This is a genomic window from Streptomyces sp. NPDC014907, from assembly GCF_055562975.1.
Map to the genome: position 1 here is coordinate 667441 of NZ_JBVHEG010000001.1, position 20900 is coordinate 688340.

Annotated in this window: 21 protein-coding genes; 4 read left to right on the top strand and 17 right to left on the bottom strand. The window is 73.4% G+C overall.

Annotated features, from left to right (window positions below; all coding sequences use genetic code 11):
* The first annotated feature begins 568 nt into the window (after window positions 1-568).
* Window positions 569-1165, top strand: a complete 597-nt coding sequence (locus ACZ3IL_RS02915; protein ID WP_467385897.1) for an SMI1/KNR4 family protein — start codon at window positions 569-571, stop codon at window positions 1163-1165.
* Between the two features lie 166 nt (window positions 1166-1331).
* Here the strand turns inward: ACZ3IL_RS02915 and ACZ3IL_RS02920 are convergent, their stop codons facing one another.
* The gene (locus ACZ3IL_RS02920) at window positions 1332-2069 is read right to left on the bottom strand and encodes a prepilin peptidase (RefSeq protein WP_467385899.1); all 738 of its coding nucleotides are present in this window, start codon (window positions 2067-2069) and stop codon (window positions 1332-1334) included.
* Between the two features lie 41 nt (window positions 2070-2110).
* Between ACZ3IL_RS02920 and ACZ3IL_RS02925 the strand changes: the two genes are divergently transcribed.
* Window positions 2111-2485, top strand: coding sequence for a DUF192 domain-containing protein (locus tag ACZ3IL_RS02925; RefSeq protein WP_467385901.1), 375 nt, complete (start codon window positions 2111-2113; stop codon window positions 2483-2485).
* Here the strand turns inward: ACZ3IL_RS02925 and ACZ3IL_RS02930 are convergent.
* The 15 genes from ACZ3IL_RS02930 to ACZ3IL_RS03000 form a co-directional block, all read right to left on the bottom strand.
* Window positions 2457-3647 carry a hypothetical protein gene (locus tag ACZ3IL_RS02930; protein WP_467385903.1) on the bottom strand — a complete coding sequence of 397 codons (1191 nt, stop codon included), beginning with the start codon at window positions 3645-3647 and terminating at the stop codon, window positions 2457-2459. The genes ACZ3IL_RS02925 and ACZ3IL_RS02930 overlap by 29 nt on opposite strands.
* Before the next feature lie 173 nt (window positions 3648-3820).
* Window positions 3821-4894, bottom strand: a complete 1074-nt coding sequence (locus tag ACZ3IL_RS02935) for a hypothetical protein (protein WP_467385905.1) — start codon at window positions 4892-4894, stop codon at window positions 3821-3823.
* Between the two features lie 195 nt (window positions 4895-5089).
* Window positions 5090-5464 carry a DUF7674 family protein gene (locus ACZ3IL_RS02940; RefSeq protein WP_467385907.1) on the bottom strand — a complete coding sequence of 125 codons (375 nt, stop codon included), beginning with the start codon at window positions 5462-5464 and terminating at the stop codon, window positions 5090-5092.
* A 138-nt stretch (window positions 5465-5602) separates the two neighbouring features.
* Complete coding sequence (locus ACZ3IL_RS02945) at window positions 5603-6235, bottom strand: OmpA family protein (protein ID WP_467385909.1); 633 nt, start codon at window positions 6233-6235, stop codon at window positions 5603-5605.
* A 9-nt stretch (window positions 6236-6244) separates the two neighbouring features.
* On the bottom strand, window positions 6245-6817 hold the full coding sequence (locus ACZ3IL_RS02950) for a hypothetical protein (protein WP_467385911.1): 573 nt from the start codon (window positions 6815-6817) through the stop codon (window positions 6245-6247).
* 14 nt (window positions 6818-6831) lie between these two features.
* Window positions 6832-7455, bottom strand: a complete 624-nt coding sequence (locus tag ACZ3IL_RS02955; RefSeq protein WP_467385913.1) for a pilus assembly protein TadG-related protein — start codon at window positions 7453-7455, stop codon at window positions 6832-6834.
* A 14-nt stretch (window positions 7456-7469) separates the two neighbouring features.
* On the bottom strand, window positions 7470-7688 hold the full coding sequence (locus tag ACZ3IL_RS02960) for a Flp family type IVb pilin (RefSeq protein WP_467385915.1): 219 nt from the start codon (window positions 7686-7688) through the stop codon (window positions 7470-7472).
* 327 nt (window positions 7689-8015) lie between these two features.
* The gene (locus tag ACZ3IL_RS02965; protein WP_467385917.1) at window positions 8016-8903 is read right to left on the bottom strand and encodes a DUF5936 domain-containing protein; all 888 of its coding nucleotides are present in this window, start codon (window positions 8901-8903) and stop codon (window positions 8016-8018) included.
* 11 nt (window positions 8904-8914) lie between these two features.
* Window positions 8915-9856 (bottom strand): type II secretion system F family protein, encoded by a 942-nt coding sequence (locus ACZ3IL_RS02970; RefSeq protein WP_467385919.1) that lies wholly within the window; start codon window positions 9854-9856, stop codon window positions 8915-8917.
* Window positions 9857-9884: 28 nt separating this feature from the next.
* Entirely contained in the window at window positions 9885-11228 is a 1344-nt protein-coding gene (locus ACZ3IL_RS02975; protein ID WP_467385921.1) for a CpaF family protein, read from the bottom strand.
* On the bottom strand, window positions 11225-11785 hold the full coding sequence (locus tag ACZ3IL_RS02980; protein WP_467385923.1) for a TadE/TadG family type IV pilus assembly protein: 561 nt from the start codon (window positions 11783-11785) through the stop codon (window positions 11225-11227). Before ACZ3IL_RS02980 ends, ACZ3IL_RS02975 begins: the two co-directional genes overlap by 4 nt.
* Window positions 11782-12165, bottom strand: a complete 384-nt coding sequence (locus ACZ3IL_RS02985) for a TadE/TadG family type IV pilus assembly protein (RefSeq protein ID WP_467385925.1) — start codon at window positions 12163-12165, stop codon at window positions 11782-11784. The genes ACZ3IL_RS02980 and ACZ3IL_RS02985 overlap by 4 nt, the downstream gene beginning before the upstream one ends.
* A gap of 3 nt (window positions 12166-12168) precedes the next feature.
* Entirely contained in the window at window positions 12169-13434 is a 1266-nt protein-coding gene (locus ACZ3IL_RS02990) for an AAA family ATPase (protein WP_467385927.1), read from the bottom strand.
* 7 nt (window positions 13435-13441) lie between these two features.
* Window positions 13442-14149, bottom strand: coding sequence for a Flp pilus assembly protein CpaB (gene cpaB / locus ACZ3IL_RS02995; RefSeq protein WP_467385929.1), 708 nt, complete (start codon window positions 14147-14149; stop codon window positions 13442-13444).
* 112 nt (window positions 14150-14261) lie between these two features.
* On the bottom strand, window positions 14262-15395 hold the full coding sequence (locus ACZ3IL_RS03000) for a hypothetical protein (RefSeq protein ID WP_467385931.1): 1134 nt from the start codon (window positions 15393-15395) through the stop codon (window positions 14262-14264).
* A gap of 459 nt (window positions 15396-15854) precedes the next feature.
* Here ACZ3IL_RS03000 and ACZ3IL_RS03005 point away from each other — a divergent pair, with 459 nt between their 5' ends.
* On the top strand, window positions 15855-17573 hold the full coding sequence (locus ACZ3IL_RS03005; protein WP_467385933.1) for a chitinase: 1719 nt from the start codon (window positions 15855-15857) through the stop codon (window positions 17571-17573).
* Window positions 17574-17807: 234 nt separating this feature from the next.
* Here the strand turns inward: ACZ3IL_RS03005 and ACZ3IL_RS03010 are convergent, their stop codons facing one another.
* Window positions 17808-19337: a serine/threonine-protein kinase gene (locus ACZ3IL_RS03010; RefSeq protein ID WP_467385935.1), complete on the bottom strand. Its 1530-nt coding sequence runs from the start codon at window positions 19335-19337 to the stop codon at window positions 17808-17810.
* A 129-nt stretch (window positions 19338-19466) separates the two neighbouring features.
* Between ACZ3IL_RS03010 and ACZ3IL_RS03015 the strand changes: the two genes are divergently transcribed.
* The gene (locus ACZ3IL_RS03015; protein WP_467385937.1) at window positions 19467-20822 is read left to right on the top strand and encodes a M14 family metallopeptidase; all 1356 of its coding nucleotides are present in this window, start codon (window positions 19467-19469) and stop codon (window positions 20820-20822) included.
* Window positions 20823-20900: the final 78 nt, after the last annotated feature.

Below are 20900 nucleotides of genomic sequence, written 5' to 3' on the forward strand. Positions count from 1 at the left end.
TCCACCATAACCCTTCGGTGGTCGTGGTGCGCGCCACGTCGGCCGGGCGAGCCGCCCCGGCGCGGCCGGAGCCCAAGCGGGACAAGGGCTCCGAGGGCCCGTGGCGGATTCGCGCCCCGGCGTGGCGGCGGGGTTCCGTCCCTCCCAGGGGGGACGGGCGGGGAAGGGCGCGGCGTTGACGCGGGGGCCCGGGGCCCCGGCTCCCGGCGGTTCAGGGTGCGGCGGTGGACGCGTGTGGGCTCCGGGGTTTTCTGACTCCTGGGGTCAGCGTGACCCGGGCACCCGTGGGGCGTCCGGCGGACCGGCCCACGGCGTCGTCCAGGTCTCATGTCCCTCGTGATCGGTCCCTCGCGGCCACGGCGATCAAGGAAACGTCTCCGGCTTTCACTTGTTTCCAGCTCTGTGGAAACACACCGCCGGACTGGAAACCGATGAGGCTCGCCGGTTCGGCGAGCACCCGTGCGACGGGGCGTGCCTGCGTCCCCTCACCGCAGGGGCGGCTCCGGGCCCGGAATGAGCAGGGCTATGGTGGCGCCACAGATCTCCGCTGACCGGCCTGGAGCAGTGCATGTCTTCGTTGGATGAGTTGCGGGCCCTGCTGGGCAAGCCCGCGGACCGGCAATCGGACCCCGGCGACTGGGACGAGATCGAGCAACACATCGGCACCGCGTTGCCCGGCGACTTCAAGCTGTTCCTCGACGAGTACGGCAGCGGGGCCCTCTCCGGCGAGCTCGTCGTCTTCCACCCTCGTGGGTCGAGCCCGTTGCTCGAGCGCATGCGCAGGACGCACGCGATGTTCACCGAGCGTCGGGACCGGGCTCTCGGCGACGGAGACTCCGAACGCGTTCCGCACCCTTTCCACCCCGAGCCCGGCGGGCTGATCTCCTGGGGTTACGACCACGGCGGGGACGAGCACTTCTTCCTGCCCTGCGACCCGGACCCGGACCGGTGGAAGATCGTCACGATGGCCCACGAAGAGGGCTGTGAGACCTTCGACGGCCCGTTCTCGGGCTTCGCCCTGGCGTTCGTGCGGCGGCTGCTCGACGTTGACCGGTACCACGGCATCGCACCGGAGGATCTGGAGTTCCTGGAGCCGGAGGATCTGGAGGAACTGGTCGCCGCCGGCGAGATCGGCCCGGTGCGGCCGAGCTTCGAGCCGTTCTGAGACCTTCGTCGAGCAGCCGGGACCGCCCCGCACACCGCCCGGCCCCCTGCCTCCGGGGTGACGGCTCGGCCCTCGGTTCCGGATCGAAGAACCACCCCGAAGGGGTGCATGTCCGGCATTCGCGCCCCATGGGCCGGACAGGGGACACCCTTATGCGGAAAGGGCATCAGGAACCGGAACCCACAGACGCGCCGAGGAGGAGGCCGAGGAGACCGCCCGCGAGCATGAAGGGCCCGAAGGGGATCGCCGAGGAGCGGCCCGCCCGCCGGACCAGGACCAGGCCGAGGCCGTACACCGCGCCGAGGAGGAACCCCGCGAAGGCCCCGGCGAAGAGGACCTCCCAGCCGTACCAGCCGAGGGCCGCGCCCAGCGGGAGCGCGAGCTTCACGTCGCCGAAGCCGAGACCGCGCGGGTTGACCAGGAAGAGCACCAGGTAGGAGCCGCCGAGGACGGCCGCGCCGAGCAGCGCGTGGGGCCAGGAGCCGGCGCCGCGCGGCAGGAGCGCCGCGACCCCCAGGAGCAGCGGCACGGCGGCGGCGAGCGGCAGGGTCAGTCCGTCGGGCAGCCGGTGGACGCGGGCGTCGACGCAGGCCAGGAGGACCGCGAGGGGGGCGGCGAGCAGCCAGACCGTCAGTTCGGGCCGGGGACCCGTGGCGGCGGCGAGCGCGGCGCAGACCAGGAGCGTGAGGACGGGGGCGGCGGCCGGGACGGCGGCGGTGGCGCAGGCGCCCCGGCCGGGGCCGCCGAGCCAGCCGCGGCCGGGCCCCGCGAGCACGTGCCCGGCGGGACAGCGGTCCCGCCACGGCTCGCCCGGCTCCACGGAGAGCCGGTACGCGGCGCGCGGAACGAGCAGCCCCGCGGCGGCCCCCCACAGGGCGGCGGCGGTGATCAGCGAGACGTACACGGGGCCGACCCTAGGCAGTCGGCGCGGCTACGGTCTGGCACATGGCGAAATGGACGGACGGAACGGGGACCCTGACGGTGCCGGAGGGCCCCCCGGTGCCCCTGGAGGTGGCGGCGTCGTACCGGGCGCGGCGGCGGGGGCTGCTCGGGCGGGACGGGGTCGCGGGAGCCCTGCTGATCGTCCGGACCAACAGCGTGCACACCTTCGGGATGCGGTTCGCGATCGACGTGGCCCACCTGGACCGCTCGTTCCGGGTCCTGTCGGTGGTCACGATGCGGCCGGGCCGGCTCGGCATGGTCCGCCCACGCGGCCGGCACGTCCTGGAGGCGGAGGCGGGCGCGATGGCCGGCTGGGGGGTGCGGCGGGGGGTCCGCCTGGACGTGGCCGCTACGGGGGACCCGGGCCGAGCAGGGTGAAGGCGCCGTACGCGGCGGAGGCGAGGGCGAGCCCGGCGAGGACGGGGACGGCGGTGCGGGGCCCGCGCCCCGCGAGGGCCGCGGCGGGCGGGAGCAACAGCCCGAACGCGGGCATCATCAGGCGCGGGCGCGATCCGAAGTAGGCGGCGCCGACGAGGGAGACGAGGACGACGCCGACCGTGTGGACGAGCAGGGGCAGCGGCTGCCCCTGGCGCACGCACAGGACGACGAGCCCGTCCAGGAGGGCGAGGGCCGCGGTCAGGCCGAGGGCGGCGGGCCACGGCAGTCCCGCGATGAACCGGGCGAGCGCGAGGCCGCCGTCGACGGAGTTGCCCCAGGCGGCCTGGACCTCGAAGTAGGCGGTGGGGCTGTGCTCGCGGACGCCGACGTACACGACGTACCCGAGCCAGCCGAGGGGGGCGATCAGCACCCCCGTCACCGTCCGGAGGGGCGGCCGCCGGTCCCGTACGAGGGTGACGAGGGCGGTGACCGCGAGGGCGGCGATCAGGGCGACGGCCGTGGGGCGGGTGAGCCCGGCGGCGGCGCAGAGCAGTCCGGCGGAGATCCAGCGGCCGCGCAGGACGGCGTACAGGGACCAGGCGGCGAGGGCGGTGAAGAGCGTCTCCGTGTACGCCATCGACTGGACGAACGCGGTCGGGTACACGCCCCACAGGACGGCGAGCACGACCCCCGTGGCCGGCCCGAAGGCGTGCGCGCCGCACATGAGGATGCCCCAGGCGGCGGCGAGCCCGGCCGACCAGGAGACGAGGAGCCCGGCGGTGGCCGCGTCGAGGGGGAGCACCGCGGAGAGGACGCGCTCCAGGGCGGGGAAGAGCGGGAAGAAGGCCAGGTCGGAGTGGACGTCGCCGTTCGGGAGGGCGACCTCGTACCCGTAGCCGTGCTCGGCGATCCGCGCGTACCAGACGGAGTCCCAGCGGCCCTTCAGCCGGTGCGGCCCGTCCTCGCCGGTCGCGGCGGCCGCGATCAGGAGGACGAGGAGACCGAGCACACGGGTGGCGGCGTAGCCGCCGAGGGCGAGGAGGACGGGGCGGCGGGGGTGGCAGGGGCTGCCGGTGTTGTCGGGACGGCCGGGGTTGTCGGGACGGCCGGGGTTGCTGGGGCGAACGGGGTTGCTGGGGCGAACGGGGTGGGGCGGGGGCATGGGGTCGATTGTCCCGGGCGGGCGGGAGACGGCTCTCGGGGGTGCGGGGTGCGCGTGCTTCGGGGGTGCGGGGACGGGGTGCGCGTGCTTCGGGGGTGCGGGCGGTCGTGGGGCGGGGCGCGGGTGGTGCGGGACGCGGGTGGTCGGGGGGCGGGGTCTCCGTTCCGGCCGGCTCAGACGAGGAGGCGTCCCACGCCGAGGAGGACCACCAGCACCGCCAGCGCGACGGCGGCGATCAGCCGGGCCCGCCCCTCGGAAGGCAGCACGGCGACGTGCGGTCCTCCGGGCGCGGGAACGACGAAGTACACCCGGTGGGGGTGCGAGGCGAGGGTGACGCGCGCCAGCGACAGGCGGCGCAGCGTGATCCGGCGGCTTATCTCCCCCTCGCGCGGGAGGAGCCGGGGCGCCATGAGCTCGGCCGTCCTCTTGTCGACGCCGTACGTCGGAACGGCCCTCTCGCCGACCGCGTGGACCGGGGTCCAGTCCCCGCGTTTGAGGGCGCTCCTCCACGCCCAGTACGTCAGGGCGGGGAAGGCGAACCTGATCCTCTCGACGCTCGGGCGCCTGGTGATGACGCCCTCGGTCCACGTCACGGTCCTCGCGGTGCCCCCGCAGCGCCCGTGGAGCACGGTGCCCGTGCGATCGCAGTCGGGGCAGGCGCGGGCCCCCGACCCGGCGCACCGGGCACAGGTGCTCTTGCCGCGTCCGCGGCATCCGGCGCAGGCCGCCTCCCGGGTGCCGCACTCCCGGCACGTGACGCGTCCCGCGCTCCCCCGCCCGGCTCCGTCCGCCCGGTCGCGCGGCCGGTACGCACGGCGCCCCGTGCCGTCGCACCACGAACAGCAGGCGACCCCCTGGCACTCGTCACAGGCCTTGGCGGGTGCGCACGGCACCTCACCGGCTCCGCCGCAGCGGTCACAGGCCACCCGGCCGTTGCCGCACTCGCAGGACCGGTCGTCCACCGAACCGCGCCGCACCAGCCGCAGGACCGTCTCGGAAGCGGGGTCCTCGGGCGGCGGCATCCGGTACCGGTGGAGGTCGGAGCCGTACACGGGCCGGTCCGACAGGTCCAGGGCGCCCCGGTGGAACCGCTCCTTCTCCTCGCGGGTCTCCACGCAGCGCAGGATCTCCCCTTCGAGGAGGAGGTGCCGGGTGATCTCGGCCTTCCCCACGGGTGTGCGGCCGTCCCGGCCGCGCCGCCCGACATCGCGCCGTACGGCCGCCAGGACCTCCTCGTCACTCAGCACGCTTCCGCCACCCCCGGTCCGCGCCGGAGCGCGTCACCCCTGGCGTGTACGCGGAACGATACCCAACCACCCTGTGGCGCAAGGGGGTTGGAGCCGGTACGAGCCACGGGGCGGGGAGAGCGGGCGCCCGGGGCCGGGAATCGGAAATCGAGAATCGGAAACCGGGCGTTCGGGGCCGGGGCCGGGGCCGGGGAATCAGCCGAGGGACCTCATGCGGGCGAACCTGGCGGCCATGACGGGGCCGAGCCGGTGGACGATCGCGTGCCCGGGCTCGTTCGGGGAGGGCAGGTCGCCCAGGAACGAGGTGACGATGACCTCGTCGACGTCGTGGACCCCGCGACGGCTCTCCTCCTCCAGGAAGGCGAGCGTGCGGCGCCAGTCGGGCGCGGCCGGGTCCTCACCGAGGAAGGAGCGGACGGTGTCCTGGACGACGTCCCAGAAGAACACGTGGGGCAGCACACCGCCCTGATCGAGCACATGGGCCTCGTAGGCCTCGCGGAACTCGGGAATCCGGGTGACGAGGTCACTGACCAACTGCGCACCCGGTGTCACGCTCTGCGTCGTCGTCATCCGTTCAGGATGCCCGCGACCGACGGACGGACACCGCCGCTTCCGCTTTTTCGGAGAACACCCCCGGGTACGCCGGTCCGCCCGCCCGCCGTACGGCACGACGGGACGGGCGCCGCCCGGCACCACGAGAGCGGCAGCTCAGGGCGCGGCGGGCGGCGTGGTGCGCGGGAAGGAGATCTCGACCCGCCGGTTCTTCTTGCGGCCCTCCTCGGTGGCGTTGTCGGCGATCGGGTAATCCTCGCTGTAACCGCGGATGTCGAAGGTCGTCCCGGGATCGAGGACCCGGGCGAGCACCTGCTGCACGGCCACGGCACGCTGCTTCGAGAGCGTCAGGCCGTGCTCGTACGTCCCGAGGTTGTCGGTGAACCCGAAGACCCGGACCCGCCCCGACCCCTGCTTGTTGATCTCGGCGGCGACCGCGGCGATCCGGCTGGTGGCGGCGGCGCCCAGCTTGGCGCTGTCCTTCGGGAACAGGACTTCGGCCTGGAGCGCGAAGGTCACGTCCACGTTGGTGTCCTGCCGCCGCTGCGCGCCACCCTCCTCCTCGACGATCTGCTTGATGTCGAGGACCTTCGCGGGCGCGAGCACGGCACCGTCGGGCAGCATCAGCCCCGGCGCGCTCTCGTCGATGACGGGCGCGGGAGAAGCACTGCCGGCGGAACCGGGCGGATCGTCGGCGCGGGCGGCCGACGCGGTGGCGGTGACGGTGGCCGGCCACAGGACCACGGAGACGAGGGCGAGGGCGGCGAGGCGGCGGGGTGTCGTCGTCATGGCGTCGCCTCAGGAGAGTTTGAGGGTGGCGGGTTCGAAGGTGGGGAGCTGGAAGGAGACTTCGGTGGTGGAGGCGGGGGGGGCGGGGAACTGCATGAAGACGGCGGTTGTCTTGCCGGGGCCGAGGCTGTCGAGCGCCGACGTAGTGAGAGGGCGACCGTCCGTGTCACGAAGGACGTAATAGCGCTTCTTGCCGACCGAGTCGACGAGTGTGGCACCGCCCAAGGAGTTTCCGTGCTTCACGACCTCGGTCTCATCGCCACTCATCTGAGCCGGAATGATGCTTGCTTTGTCCGAGCTGTTTTTCAGCCGGCCCTTGACGGTGAGGAACCCGCCTTGGTCTCGATCCGCCGAACTGATAGCGAGTTCCAGACCTCTCTGCCCCTTGAGTACGGCCAGGGTCTCCGTCGACTCTTCAGGCTGTTGCGGATCCCGTGTCGCCGCACTCTTCTGGGAAGGGTTCGCCGTCGCAGAAGGTTTGTCCGATTTCGGCTTGCCCTCCGCGCCACAGCCGACCGCGAAAAGAGCTACCGATGCGACAGCGAGGGAGGCCAGCCCTCTTCGCGCGCACTGAACTTTCATGAAAAGCGCTTCCTTTACTCGTCGTCGCCAACCAGTCGGACAGTGAAGAGGTCGGCGGCACTGGGCAGCATTGGATCTTCGGGATCAATCGTCCAGTCAATGTCGCCACAGATGAGACCAGTGATCAACTCAGGCTCCGACTCCTCCCCTGGACCCGTCGGTCCGGCGCTTGGCTCGCTTTCCTCTGGCGTCGGCACTCCCGTTGGCACGAAGCCGCACTTCGGCTCGATCACAGCTTTGGCAGACGCGGTGGCATGCCGCGCTTCCGCTCCTGCCGTATCCACCGTGACCTTGAAGACCTCGCCCTCGCCGGGCAAACGAACACAACCGGCACTTGAGATTTTCGCACCATTCCTGGCAGCGAAGACAGATGCCTGTCGACAGGCGGGGGAAACGAGATAATCTTTCCCCTCGACGAATCTGCCCCATTGCGTAGGGTCGGAGATTACACCCAACCACCCCGCTCGCAGCTGATCCCGCACATCCTGGGCGGCTGCGAGTGCCGCTGCGTCTGCGGCCGTCTGGGCGCTGTTACGAGTGGCGGCGGCCTGACCGACGGCAAAGTAAACAAAGGCCAAGAACAGCAGGCCCGCAATGGCGGCAACATAGACGGGAAACGCCTGCCCTGCGTCCGGCAAATCGCGACCCGCATTTACTCGCCGCCACCACCGGTCAGTTCTGTGATCTTCTGGGAAATCGCGTTCTTGATCGACTGCCCGATGTCCGTCCCCGTGATCGCCACCACGATCGCCACCACCACCACGATGATCCCCAGGTACTCCACCGCCGTCTGCCCGCGGTCCCGGGAGGTCGTGTGGTCGGTGAGTTCGATCTTGGCCTTGGTCAGGGCCTTCAGCATCGCGTCGTTCATCGTGGTCCCCTCCGCGTTCGGACGCCTCCGCACGGGCACCGTACGCCGACGGGCGGGTCGGCGGACAGGGGCCGGAGGTCCGTTCGTGGGCCTCGTTCATCGGGCGGGCCCGGTGCCCTGGCAGGAGGTTATGGCCTCGGTGCGGGTGTGGGTGGGCGGTTCGGGGAAGACGGGCGTCCTCCCGGTGGAACGCCGGCCGCTCGGGTCCCTCATCTCCGCCTCCCTCGCACTCCTTCCGCACTGTCCCACATCCGGTTGCAGCCGCGAAGGCATTCCGTCGAAATGCCGTACGAACGAAAGACGGGAATGTGGCCGGAAGTCGACGGTTCATTTGCCCGCCACCGCCCCGAAGTCCGTTCCCGTGCCCAGGAACAGGCCCGCGCCCAGGAGGATGATCGTCGCCGGAACCATCAGGGTCGTGATGACCATCGTCGCCTTCGGGACCGCCTTCGCGGCCTTGCGGCGGGCGTTCTGGGCGTCGGTGCGGCGCATGTCGTTGGCGATCTGGATGAGGGTGTCCACGATCGGGGCGCCCAGTTCCTCGCCCTGCTGGAGGGCGGTGACGAACTGGGCGACCTGCTCCGAGTCGTTGCGGCGGCGCAGTTCGTCGAAGGCCTGGCGGCGGCTGACGCCCATGTCCATCTGGCGCAGGGTGATGCGGAGTTCGTCGGACCACGGGCCCTCGTACTTCTCCGCGACCCGTTCCAGCGCCTGGCGGAAGCCGAGGCCCGCCGAGACGACGACGGCGAGGACGTCCAGGAAGTCCGGAAGGGTGCGTTCGATCTGGTCCTTGCGGATGCGGACCGCCGACCAGATGCCCACCTCCGTCCAGAACGCCCCGAAGGCGAGGAGCAGCAGGGCCGTCGTGTACGAGCCCCTGCTCAGCATGACCAGGGCGCCCAGGGCCCCCAGGAAGCCGTAGACCGCCCTGCGCGCCCCGTACCGGTCGATGGTGAGACCGCCGGGGTTTCCGGCCAGGTCGATGCGGCGGCGCACCGCGTTGACGCGGGCGGGGCCCATCAGGCGCAGGACCGCCGGCGACCAGCGCATGCCCAGGCGGTCCACCGCCGAGTCGACGGCGCCCGTGCGGGTCGCGCCGACCTCCAGGGCGAGCCGGAGGTCGTCGGGGAGCTTGGCGTCGGCCCGGTAGAGGCGCGTCCCGTAGCAGGCGCCGGCCACGGCGAGTCCGGCCAGGAGGGCGAGGAGGAGGTCCACGGCGGCCGTCCCTACACGTCGATCTTCGAGAAGCGGCGGATGGCGGCGAAGCCGACCCCGTACAGGGCGAGGGCGACGACGACGGCGAGCTGCCCGAGGCCCGAACCGGTCATGCGGTCCAGGGCCCCGGGCTGCAGGTTGTCGATGAGCAGCAGGGAGCCGACGCCGATGACGGGCACGGAGTACGCGGTCATGCTCACCTGCGAGAGCTGGGTGCGGACCTCGCGCCGGGTCTCCTTGCGCTCCTCCAGGGTCTCGGTGAGGTTGCGCAGGGAGGAGACGACGGTGCCGCCGGCCCGGTTGGCGAGGACGAGGGTCGTGACGAGGACGACGAGTTCGCGGGAGGGCAGGCGTTCGGCGAGTTCGCCGAGGGCGTCGTCCAGGGAGGTGCCGACGGCGAGTTGCTGGGCGACCTTCTCCAGTTCGTCGCCGGCCGGGGCCTCCAGCTCTTCGGCGGCGAGGCCGAGGGCCATGCGGAGGGCGAGTCCGGCCTGGGTGGCGTTGGCCAGGATGCGGGAGAGTTCGGGGAGCTGGTTGATGAACTTCTCGATGCGCTTCTGGCGCTGCCAGTTCAGGTATCCGAGGGCGACCCAGACGCCCAGGAGGCCGCAGATCGGGCCGAAGAACGGCGACAGCGCCGCCTGCCCCACCGCCCAGAGGACCGCCACGGTCGCCGCGAGGGCCACCGTGAACTCCCCCGGGGTGACGTCGAGGCCGGTGGCCGCGATCCGCAGCTCCAGCCGCCGGCCCGGGGCGGTCCGGCGCACCCGCCGGTCGATGCCCCGGAAGCGGCGCCTGCGGCGGCCGGCGGCCGCGGGCTCGCCCGTCTCGTCCAGGCGGGCGACGAGGGCGGCGTGCCGGCGGGCCCCGCTCGCGTACAGCTGGACGCCGGTCACGGCCAGGACGCAGCAGAGCAGCGCGGCGCCGGTCGTCAGCCAGAAGGGGTCGGTCATGGCCCTTGCTTCCTCGGTCGTGCGGGGCCTAGACGGCTTCGCGGGTGGTCAGGTGGGCGTCGGTGACGGCCACGCCGAAGGCCTGCGGGACGGGCTGTCCGGCCAGGTAGAGCCGTTCGGCGACCCGGCGGGGCAGCGGGTGGTACGTGAACTGCCCGTGGACGCGTCCGTCGGCGGCGAGCGGCTGGGCGTGGAAGCGGCAGACGGTGGCGAGCAGGAAGCGTTCGCGGCCGTGCGAGGCGAGGACGGCGATCTCGGTGATCCGCCGGGTGCCGTCGGGGTGCCGGGTGAGCTGGACGAGGACGTCGACCGCGCTGTTGATCTGGTCGCGCAGGGCCTCGAACGGCACCTTCACCTCCGACATGGAGGCGAGGGTCTGGAGCCGCATCAGGGCGTCCTCGGCGGAGTTGGCGTGGACGGTGGCGAGCGAGCCGTCGTGGCCGGTGGACATCGCCTGGAGCATGTCGAGGGTCTCGCCGCCGCGGACCTCTCCGACGATGATCCGGTCGGGGCGCATGCGGAGGGAGTTGCGGACGAGGTCGCGGATGGTGACGGCTCCCCGGCCCTCGATGTTGGGCGGCCGGGCCTCCAGGCGGATGACGTGGGACTGCTGGAGCTGGAGTTCGGCCGAGTCCTCGATGGTGATGATCCGTTCGCCGTCCGGGACGAGGCCGGAGAGGGCGTTGAGGAGGGTCGTCTTCCCGGTGCCGGTGGCCCCGGAGACGATCAGGTTGAACTTGGCCTGCACGAGTCCGGAGAGCAGGAGCAGCATCTGTTCGTCGAGGGAGCCGAGGCCGAGCATCTCGTGGAGCGTGTACGCGCGCGGGAAGCGGCGGATGGTGAGGGTCGCGCCGGTGAGGGAGAGCGGCGGGATGATCACGTTGACGCGTTCGCCGGAGGGGAGGCGGGCGTCGACCATCGGGTTCGACTCGTCCACGCGGCGGTTGACGGTCGACACGATCCGCTCGATCGTCTGCATGAGCTGGTCGTGGGAGGCGAAGCGGAGGGGCAGGAGTTCGACGCGGCCGCCGCGCTCGATGAAGATCTGGTCGGGACCGTTGACCATGATCTCGGTGATCGAGGCGTCTTCGAGGAGGGGTTCCAGGACGCCGAGCCCCAGGGCCTCGTCCACGACCCGGCGGATCAGCCGGGAGCGTTCGGCGGTGGAGAGGACCGGGCCCTCGCGGCTGATGATGTGGCCGAGGACGCGTTCCAGGCGCGCCCGCCGCTCGGCGGCCGCGAGCGCGGACATCTCGGTGAGGTCGATCTCCTCCAGGAGCTTGGCGCGGAAGGAGGCGACGAGGTGGCCGTCCTCCCTGGCCGTGACCGCGCCCTTCTCCTCGGGGGTGCTGATCCGGGAGCGCAGGCTCATGGCAGGTCCTCCTCGTCGGGCGCCGGCATGGTGACGGTCTTCTTCGCGTCGCCGAAGTCGTTCCAGAAGGGGACGACGGAGGGGATGCGGACGGTGACGGTGACGGTGACCCCGTCGCCGTCCCGGTGGGGTCCCGAGACGGTGGGGCGGAGCCAGTCGCTCGCGGCCGCGGCGGCGGCCTCGGCGGCGCTCGGCGCGTCCTCCGCGTCGCTGCTCGCGGCCCGTGCCGCCGCGCGGGCGGCCGTGCCCGCCTGCTGGGCGGCGTACGCGGCGATGCCGAGCTGGAGGCCCGCGAGGCCGACGAGGAGCAGGATCGGGAGGAAGCCCAGGTACTCGACGGCGACCTGGCCGCGGTCGCGCGGGCGGCCGTTGCGGCGCCGCCGGGCGTCGCGGGTCCGCCCGTACGAACCGGCCGACCGGGTCTGCACGTGGGGGCGGGCCGGGCGGGCCGTCCGGGTCCGTCCGTACCAACCGGCCGTCCGGGCCCGCGCGTGGGGGCGGGCCGTCCGGGTGTTCCCCCGTCGGCGTGCCGTCCCGGGGGTGGGGTGGATGGTCATGGTGCCGGGTCCTCCTCCTTCACCGCGCCCGCCTCGGCCGTGACCCGGAAGAGTCCTCCCAGGCCCGGGACGAGGGCCGGGACCTGGACCCCGACCCGGACGCGGACCATTCCGCCGCCCGGCAGGCAGTCCCCGCCGGAGACGCCCCAGGCTCCGTCGATGTGGCGGCGGGCGGCGGCCGGTCCGTCGTCGTCGACCGCGCACGCCCGCGCCGCCTCGTCCGCCGCGTTCCCCGCCAGGGTGTACGCGTAGCCGACCAGGACGACCTGCCAGAGCAGGGCGAGGGTGAGCAGGATCAGCGGCACCATGCCGGCGAACTCGACGGCCACCTGTCCCCTGTCGCTCCCGGCGCCCCTGGCGCCGTCCCGGTGGGCGCGCATCGGTCAGCGGCCCCCGGTGCGGCGGCGCAGGCCGAGGGAGCCCCGGTCGCCGGCGCGGGCGAGCTGCTTGCCGGGCTGTTCCGCCGCCCGGTCCTGGGCCGTCCCGACGAGGCCCAGTTCGCCGGCGAGGGCCCACAGGGCCTGCTTGACGGTGGACCTGGCGTCGAGTTCGTGGAGGCGGCCGGCGTCGACGACGGCCTGGAGCTCCTTGAAGTGCGCGGGGACGGAGACGCCGGCGACGCGGGTCCCGGTGATCTTCTGGACGAGGGAGGGCTGGATCTCGCTGGAGCGGTGCTGCCGGTTGACGAGGGTGACGGTCTCCTCGGCCTTGCGGACCTGGAGCCGTTCCCACATGCGGACGGTCCGTTTGGCGGCCCGGACGGCGACGACGTCGGGGGTGGTGACGAGGAGGGCGGTGTCGGCCATCTCGATCGCGGCGGCGTTGGCGCCGTCGAGGCGGGAGCCGCAGTCGACCACGACGACCTCGTGGCGGCCGCGCAGGGCGCTGACGACCTGGCGGGCGGCGCGGTCGGTGACCTCCTCGCCGCGTTCGCCCTCGGCCGGGGAGAGCAGCAGTGAGAGCCCGGTCTCGTGGACGTAGACGGCGTCCTGGAGGACGCGGGGCGAGATGTCGGTGATGGTGGCGAGGTCGGCGACGGAGCGCCGGAACTGGACGTCGAGGTACGAGGCGACGTCGCCGTTCTGGAGGTCCATGTCGACCAGGGCGACGCTCCGGCCGGAGGCGCGGGCGGCGAGGGCGAGCTGGACGGCGGCGACGGTGGTGCCGACGCCGCCCTTGGCGCCGCTGACGGTGACGACGGTGCCGCCGGGGCCGGTGGCCCGGTCGGGGCCGGTGCCGAGGTGGCGGCGGACGCCGGCGGACCACTGGGCGGCGGCCTGGACGCGGCTGGCCAGCTCCTCGTAGCCGAGGGGGAGGGTGACCAGGCCCCGGGCGCCGGAGTCCATGGCGGCGGAGAAGAGGACGGGGCTGGCGTCGGCGGTGATGAGGACGACGCCGACGGCGGGGAAGCGGAGGGCCACCTCGCGGACGAGTTCGAGCGCGGGGACGGGTCCGATCCGCTCGTGGACGAGGACGACCTCGGGGAGTTCGTCCAGGGAGGCGGCGGCGAGACGGGCGAGGGTGTCGACCAGCTGGGTGGAGTCGGCGACCGGCGGAGCGGGTTCGGCGTCGGGGAGCTGGCTGAGCAGCGTGACGACGGACCGGGCCGCGTCGGGGTCGCCGACGGCCGGCAGGATCCTCGTGGTCATACCGGCCTCACTTGTCCTTGTCGAGCGTGTAGGTGCGGTCGCGCTGGTCGGCCGGGGCGCCGCCGCCGGTGGGGGCGACGAGGGCGAGGCGTACGTGCTCGGCGAAGGACTCGGCGTACGCGACGCGCTGGGTGTCGAGGGTCGAGAGCGCGAAGGTGATGGGGACGGTGGAGGTGGCGCGGTCGGAGCGGTCGGAGCGGTCGGAGACCGGGGTGAGCCTGCCGACGTCGAGGACGCGGGCGTTGGCGACGATCATCCGGGACTGGTCGGGGTCGCCCTTCTTGTCCCCCGCGAAGGTGGCGTAGATGTTGACGGTGGCGCCGGCGGTGATCTTGCCCGCGACGCCGGTGGCGGCGTCGATCATGATGGCGATCTCCTGCTGGCCCGGCTGGAGCGCCGGGCGGTCGACGATCATGTCCTCCTGGAGGAGGGAGCCCGCCTTGAGTTCGGTGACGGCGATCTTGCCCCGGAGCCGGCCGAGGTCGGTGACGGCGGTCCCGGAGAGCCAGCGCTTCGGCATGGTGATCTTCTCGAACTGCCCCGGGTTCAGGGTGGTGTAGGGGGCCACGTCCTTCTTGATCCGGTACGCGGTGGTCTCCGGGCCGACCTTGGTGTTCACGTCGCTGATGACGGCGAGGACGCCGGCGAAGGCGCCGAGGGCGCACAGGACGGACAGCAGCAGCAGGACGACGCCGCGGCGCTGGCGGGAGTTCATGGCCGTACTACCTCGATCGGAGACGTGGGTCCGGGCGGACGGGCGGGCTGGCGGGCGGCCGGCCGGTGGCGCGGGGCCGGCGACGGGGCGGGGAAGGGGCCCGGGGAACCGTTCACGGCAGGGCACGGGGGTCGTGCGGGCCGGGGCCGAGGGCGTGGGAGGCCGGCGGGGCCGTCCGTCCGGCGGGGCCCAGGGCGTGGGGGGCGGTGCCCGGCCCGTGGACGGCGACCGGGCCGGTGTGCGGCTCCCCGTACGCGCCGGTGTGGGGTTTCCCGTACGCGCCGGTGTAGGGCTCCCCGTACGCGCCGGTGCGAGGTTCTCCGTACGCGTCCGCGTACGGCCGTTCCCGGTGGGCGCCCGCGGGCGGTTCCCCGTGTCCGCCGGCGTACGGGGCCGTGTGCGTCCCGCGCTCCCCTTGCCCGGGAACGGTCAGCGGGGCCGCGCAGAAGCCGCAGCGGTCGCCGATGAGGTCCATGCCGCACCAGTGGCAGGTCTCGCGCCGTACGGAGGAGACGAGTTGGTGGAGGACCGGCAGGTCGGGGAGGTACGCGGCGAACTCGACGAGCTTGCCAGTGCCCCACCAGCCCGGTGAGGCGGCGGGCAGCGGGGCCTCCTGGACGGGGCCCGGGACGCGCCACCGGGGCACGAGGACGGTGGTGGGCCAGTCGGTCTGGAACCGGCCGCGGGCGACGAGGAGCTCGGTGGTGAACTCCGGCCCCGCGAGGGCCTCCCCCCCGTTGCCGGCGCGCACGATCTGCGGGGTGGGGCCGGCGAGGACGGCGAAGTGGGCGCCGGGCAGCCAGCTCTTGAGGTGGGAACCGAGGCCGACGGGGACGCGGTCGAGCCGGGAGACGGAGCCGAGGACGGCGCCCGCGTAGATGTAGTGGGCGAGCAGCCGGGCGGCGGAGGCGAGCACGCCGGGGCTGAAGTCGCAGCCGGCGAGCTGGCGGAGCTGGCGGACGAGCACGGCCGCGCCCAGGGGTGGCAGGTCGGTCCTGACCAGGGCGATCCGGTCGCTCTCCAGGAGGGAGCGGACGGCGTGGAGGCGGCGTGCGACGGGGGCGGGGTCGGAGGTGGGGCAGACGACGACCACGTGCCCGTACCGGGCGAGCAGCTGGCGCATGTCCGCGACCGAGGCGTCGAGCGGCCGGCCCTCGGGCGGGGGTAACACGGCGGCCTGCGGGGTTCCGGGATCGGCCGGAGGCAGCACCAGATCGGCGCTGGTGACCGCGATCGCTGTCGGCACGTCGGCCCCCCGTCCCCTCCGGCTCCCGGTGTCCCGGGAGTCACGGCTCACCTACCGCGTTCACGGCGTCACACCGGGGTGCCGCCGCCTCTGCACCTTATCCGCGTGCCCCGGGGTGGTGAACACACAATCCGCCAAGCTCCCTCCATTTATTCGGTCGTGCCGGGCCCCGGCACGACCGCCCGGGTGGGGTGCCCGCGCGGGGTGGCCGCGCGGGGTGGCCGCGCGGGGTGGCCGGGTGGAGTGCCCGGGTGGAGTCCCGCCGCTCCGGGGCCCGCCGTTCCTCCCGCCACGGCCGCGCGGACGGGGGCCACTTGCCGTCGGAGGCCTTGACAAGGCGATTGGTCTGGACCAGCTTGTTCCCACAACGGTGGCCACCGTCCGAAACCCGTACCCCCGTACGCCCCCTCCGTACGGCGCCGTACGGCCCCCTCCACATCCCCAACTCCCCCACGGAGGATGCACGTGGACCGCACCACCACCCGCCCGCGCGGAGGCAGATGGCTCGGCGGAGCCCTCGCGCTCGCCGTCGGCTCCGGGCTCGTCCTCGTCGGCGGCGCCGGCACCGCCCAGGCGGCGGACGTCAACGTCGCCAGGAACGCGGGCTTCGAGAACGGACTGGCCAACTGGTCCTGTTCCGCCGGGAGCGGCACCGCCGTCTCCTCACCGGTCCGCACCGGCACCGGCGCCCTCAGGGCGGCCCCCGCCGGCCTCGACAACGCCAAGTGCGCGCAGACCGTGACGGTGAAGCCCAACTCCACGTACACGCTGAGCGCCTGGGTCCAGGGCGGTTACGCCTACCTCGGCGCGAACGGCACCGGAACCGGCACCGGCTCGGTCTCCACCTGGACGCCGGACTCCCCGTCCTGGAAGCAGCTCACCACCACCTTCACCACGGGCGCCTCCACCACCTCGGTCGAGATCTACACCCACGGCTGGTACGGCACCTCCCCCTACCTCGTCGACGACGTGAGCGTCTTCGGGCCCGACGGGGGCGGCGTCCCGGACCCCGACCCGGTCGTCCCGTCCACCCCGGCCGGCCTCGCGGCGGGCACCGTCACCTCCTCCTCCGTGAGCCTGAGCTGGGGCGCGGTCTCCGGCGCGACGGGCTACAAGGTGTACCGGGACGGCGCCGCCCCGCAGGCCGTGAGCGGCACCTCCACGACGGTCACCGGGCTCACCGCCGACACCGCCTACCAGTTCCAGGTGTCCGCGACGAACGCGGCGGGCGAGTCCGCGAAGTCCGCCGCCGTGACGGCGCGCACCGCCAAGAACCAGACCGGCCCCGGCCCGTCCGTGCCCAAGCACGCCGTGACCGGCTACTGGCAGAACTTCGACAACGGCGCGGCCAAGCAGAAGCTGCGGGACGTGCAGGCGGCGTACGACATCATCGCCGTCTCCTTCGCCGACTCGACCGCCACGCCCGGGCAGATCACCTTCACCCTCGACCCCGCCGTCGGCTACGCCTCGGTCGCCGACTTCAAGGCCGACGTCGCGGCCAAGAAGGCGGCCGGCAAGTCGGTGATCATCTCCGTCGGCGGCGAGAAGGGCAACGTCACGGTCAACAGCGACGCGAGCGCGACCGCCTTCGCCGACAGCGCGTACGCCCTGATGCAGGAGTACGGCTTCAACGGCGTCGACATCGACCTCGAACACGGCATCAACTCCACCTACCTCACCAAGGCGCTGCGCCGGCTCTCCGCGAAGGCGGGACCGGGCCTGGTGATCACGATGGCCCCGCAGACCATCGACATGCAGTCCACGGGCACGGAGTACTTCAAGACCGCGCTCGCCGTGAAGGACATCCTCACGGTCGTCAACACCCAGTACTACAACAGCGGTTCGATGCTGGGCTGCGACGGCAAGGTCTACAGCCAGGGCTCGGTGGACTTCCTCACCGCGCTCGCCTGCATCCAGATCCAGGGCGGCCTCGACCCGTCCCAGGTCGGCCTGGGCGTCCCCGCCTCCACCCGGGGCGCGGGCAGCGGCTACGTCTCCCCGCAGGTCGTGAACAACGCCCTCGACTGCCTGACGAAGCTCACCGGCTGCGGCACCTTCAAGCCGGCCCAGGCCTGGCCGACGCTGCGCGGCGCGATGACCTGGTCGACCAACTGGGACGCGACGGCCGGGAACGCCTGGTCGAACGCGGTCGGCCCGCACGTGCACGGCCTCCCGTAACGGGCGCCGGGGTCCTTCCCGCGGCCGGGGTCCTTCCCCCGGCGGGGAGGGGCCCCGCAGCCGGGAGGGGTCCGCGCGCGCAGGGCCTCCCCGCGTGAGGCCCTTCCCCGTACGAGCCCTTCCCCGTACGCGTACGCCCTTCCCCCGCGCGTACGGAACCCGCAGCGCCGCCGCTCCCCCGGCGGCGCTGCTCCGTTTCGGGAGCGGTGTCCCGGGCCGCGGGAGGGGGCGTCTTCAGCGGCGGGGCAGGAATCCGGCCAGGACCGCGTCGAGCCGGACCATCCACGCGTCGACGCGGGCGGCGCGGCGGCCGTCGAGTTCGCACGTGTACGCGCCGCCCTCGCGGAGCGCGACCACGACGCGCAGTCCCCGGCCGCGCCGGGTCCGCAGCAGGTCCACGCCCGCGATCTCCTCCCAGGAGAACTCCACCTCCTCTCCGTAGAGCTGGAGGTGCACCCCGGAACGGTCCACGACGACCCCGGACACCCGGTCGGCGGCCACGAAGACGGACGGGTCCTCCGGCGCCGAGGAGGGCGGCGGGGGGACGTCGAAGGCGGCGGGGGGTCCGTAGCCCGGGACGGGCACGGTGCCGGCCGGGGGCCCGAAACCCGCTGCGGGCGCGGGCGGGTAGCCGTACCCCGGCGGGGCCACGGGCGCGGGGACCGTCACGAAACCGGCCACGGCCGCCGCGTCGGCACCGGCGGGCGGCACGGAACCGGGAGGGGGCGCGGAACCGGCAGGAGCCGCGAGCCCGGGAGAGGGCGCGGAACCGGCAGGGGTCGCGGAACCAGGAGGGAACGCCGGGCCGGCCGGGTTCGCGGAACCGGCAGGAGCCGCCGGGCCGGTGGGGACCACGGAACCGGGAGGAGTCGCGGAACCGCCGGGTGTCGCGGGCGCTCCGGCCCCCGCCCCCGGTACGGCCACCGTGGCGGGCGGCGTCCCCGTCCCCGCCCCGGCTCCCGTCCCCGCTCCGGCTCCCGCCCCCGCTCCCGTATCCCCCAGCACGTCCAGGATCTCGTCCGGTGTCGGCCGTTCGGCCGGGTTCTTGGCGAGGCAGCGCGCCACGAGGCCGCGCAGGGCCTCCGGGACGGCGCCGAGGTCCGGGGCCTCGTGGACGGAGCGGTACATGAGGCCCATGGGCGTGCCCTCGCCGAAGGGGCGTCCGCCCGCGGCGGCGACGAGGACGGCGCCGAGGGCGAAGACGTCGGCGGCGCCCGTCACCTCCTCGCCGAGGGCCTGTTCGGGGGCGAGGTAGCCGGGGGTGCCGAAGGCGGAGCCGGTGGCGGTGAGCCGGGTCGACTCGACCGCGCGGGCGATCCCGAAGTCGAGGACGCGCGGCCCGTCGGACGCCATGACGATGTTGCCGGGCTTGAGGTCGCGGTGGACGAGCCCGCAGGCGTGGATGGCCTCCAGGGCCTCCGCGAGCGCGGCCCCGAGCGCGCGCAGCCGCGCCTCGTCCATCGGGCCCTCGGCGGCGACGAGTCCGGCGAGCGTGGGTCCGGGGACGTAGGCGGTGGCGAGCCAGGGCGCCTCGGCGTCGGGGTCGGCGTCGACGACCTGCGCGGTGTGGAAGCCGCCGACCCGCCGGGCCGCGGCGACCTCGGCGCGGAAGCGCGCGCGGAAGGAGGGGTCGGAGGCGAGTTCCGGCCGCGCCACTTTGACGGCGACGGCGCGTCCGCCGCGCGAACGGGCGAGGTACACGGTGCCCATGCCGCCTTCGCCCAGCTTGTTCTCGATGACGTATCTGCCGATGAGGGTCCCCACGCGGGACAGTATGACCGAACTCCCCATCTTGACCCGTCCATGACATGAGACCACCATGTGCCGGGCACGCCGCTCCACTTCGCTCCGTCGTTGTCGTTGTCGCACCCCACCCCCCACCCAGGAGACAGCATGCGACGTCCCCTCCGCGGCAGGAGGTCCGCCGGTCTGGCGGCCCTCGTGGCACTCGCCCTCGCGGCGCCCCTCTCCGCGCTCCCGACCCCCGCCGGGGCCGACCCCGCACCGGCCGGCACCGCCCGCGCCGCCGGGGCCGGGGAGGTGATCCGGCAGTACGAGATCGCCGGGCCCTCCACCCCCGCCGCCCGCACCGCGCTCACCGCCACCGGCGTCTCGATCGACGAGGCCGACGCCCGCTCGGTCGTGGTCAGCGCGAACGCCGAACAGCTCGGGCGCCTCAGGGCCCTGGGCCACGAACCCGTCGCCCTGCCCGGCCCGCCGGACCGGGGCGGGGCCGCCCGGTCGGCGCTCGGCCCGCTGGACTTCCCGTCGGCGGACTCCCGCTACCACAACTACGCCGAGGCGAACGCGGAGATCGACCAGCGGATCGCCCAGTACCCGTCGATCATGAGCAAGCGCGTGATCGGGAAGTCGTACCAGGGCCGGGACATCGTCGCGATCAAGATCAGCGACAACGTGGCCGCCGACGAGAACGAGCCCGAGGTCCTCTTCACCCACCACCAGCACGCCCGCGAGCACCTCACCGTCGAGATGGCGCTCTACCTGCTGCGCGAACTCGGCGCGGGCTACGGCACGGACAGCAGGATCACCAACGCCGTGAACGGGCGCGAGATCTGGATCGTCCCGGACCTCAACCCGGACGGCGGCGAGTACGACATCGCCTCCGGCTCGTACCGGAGCTGGCGCAAGAACAGGCAGCCCAACTCCGGCTCCTCGTACGTCGGCACGGACCTCAACCGGAACTGGGACTACAAGTGGGGCTGCTGCGGCGGCTCGTCCGGCTCCAAGAGCTCCGAGACCTACCGGGGCGCGGCCCCCGAGTCCGCCCCCGAGGTGAAGGTCGTCGCCGACTTCGTCCGCTCCCGGGTGGTCGGCGGGAAGCAGCAGGTCAAGGCGGCCATCGACTTCCACACGTACAGCGAACTGGTCCTCTGGCCCTTCGGCTGGACCACCGCCGACACCACCACCGGCATGACCGCCGACGACCGGAACGCCTTCGCGGCCGTGGGGAAGAAGATGGCGGCGAGCAACGGCTACACGCCCGAGCAGTCCAGCGACCTGTACGTCACGGACGGCTCGATCGACGACTACCTGTGGGGTGCGCAGAAGATCTTCGCGTACACCTTCGAGATGTACCCGTCCTCGTCCTCCGGCGGCGGCTTCTACCCGCCCGACGAGGTCATCGAGCGCGAGACGGCCCGCAACCGGGACGCGGTGCTCCAGCTCCTGGAGAACGCGGACTGCATGTACCGCTCGATCGGGAAGCAGGGGCAGTACTGCGCGTCCTGACCCCCTGAACGGAAGCCGTGGCCGGCGGGAGGCGCTCCCGCCGGCCGCACGCGCGGGCGCCGGCCGGGCCCGGTGTTC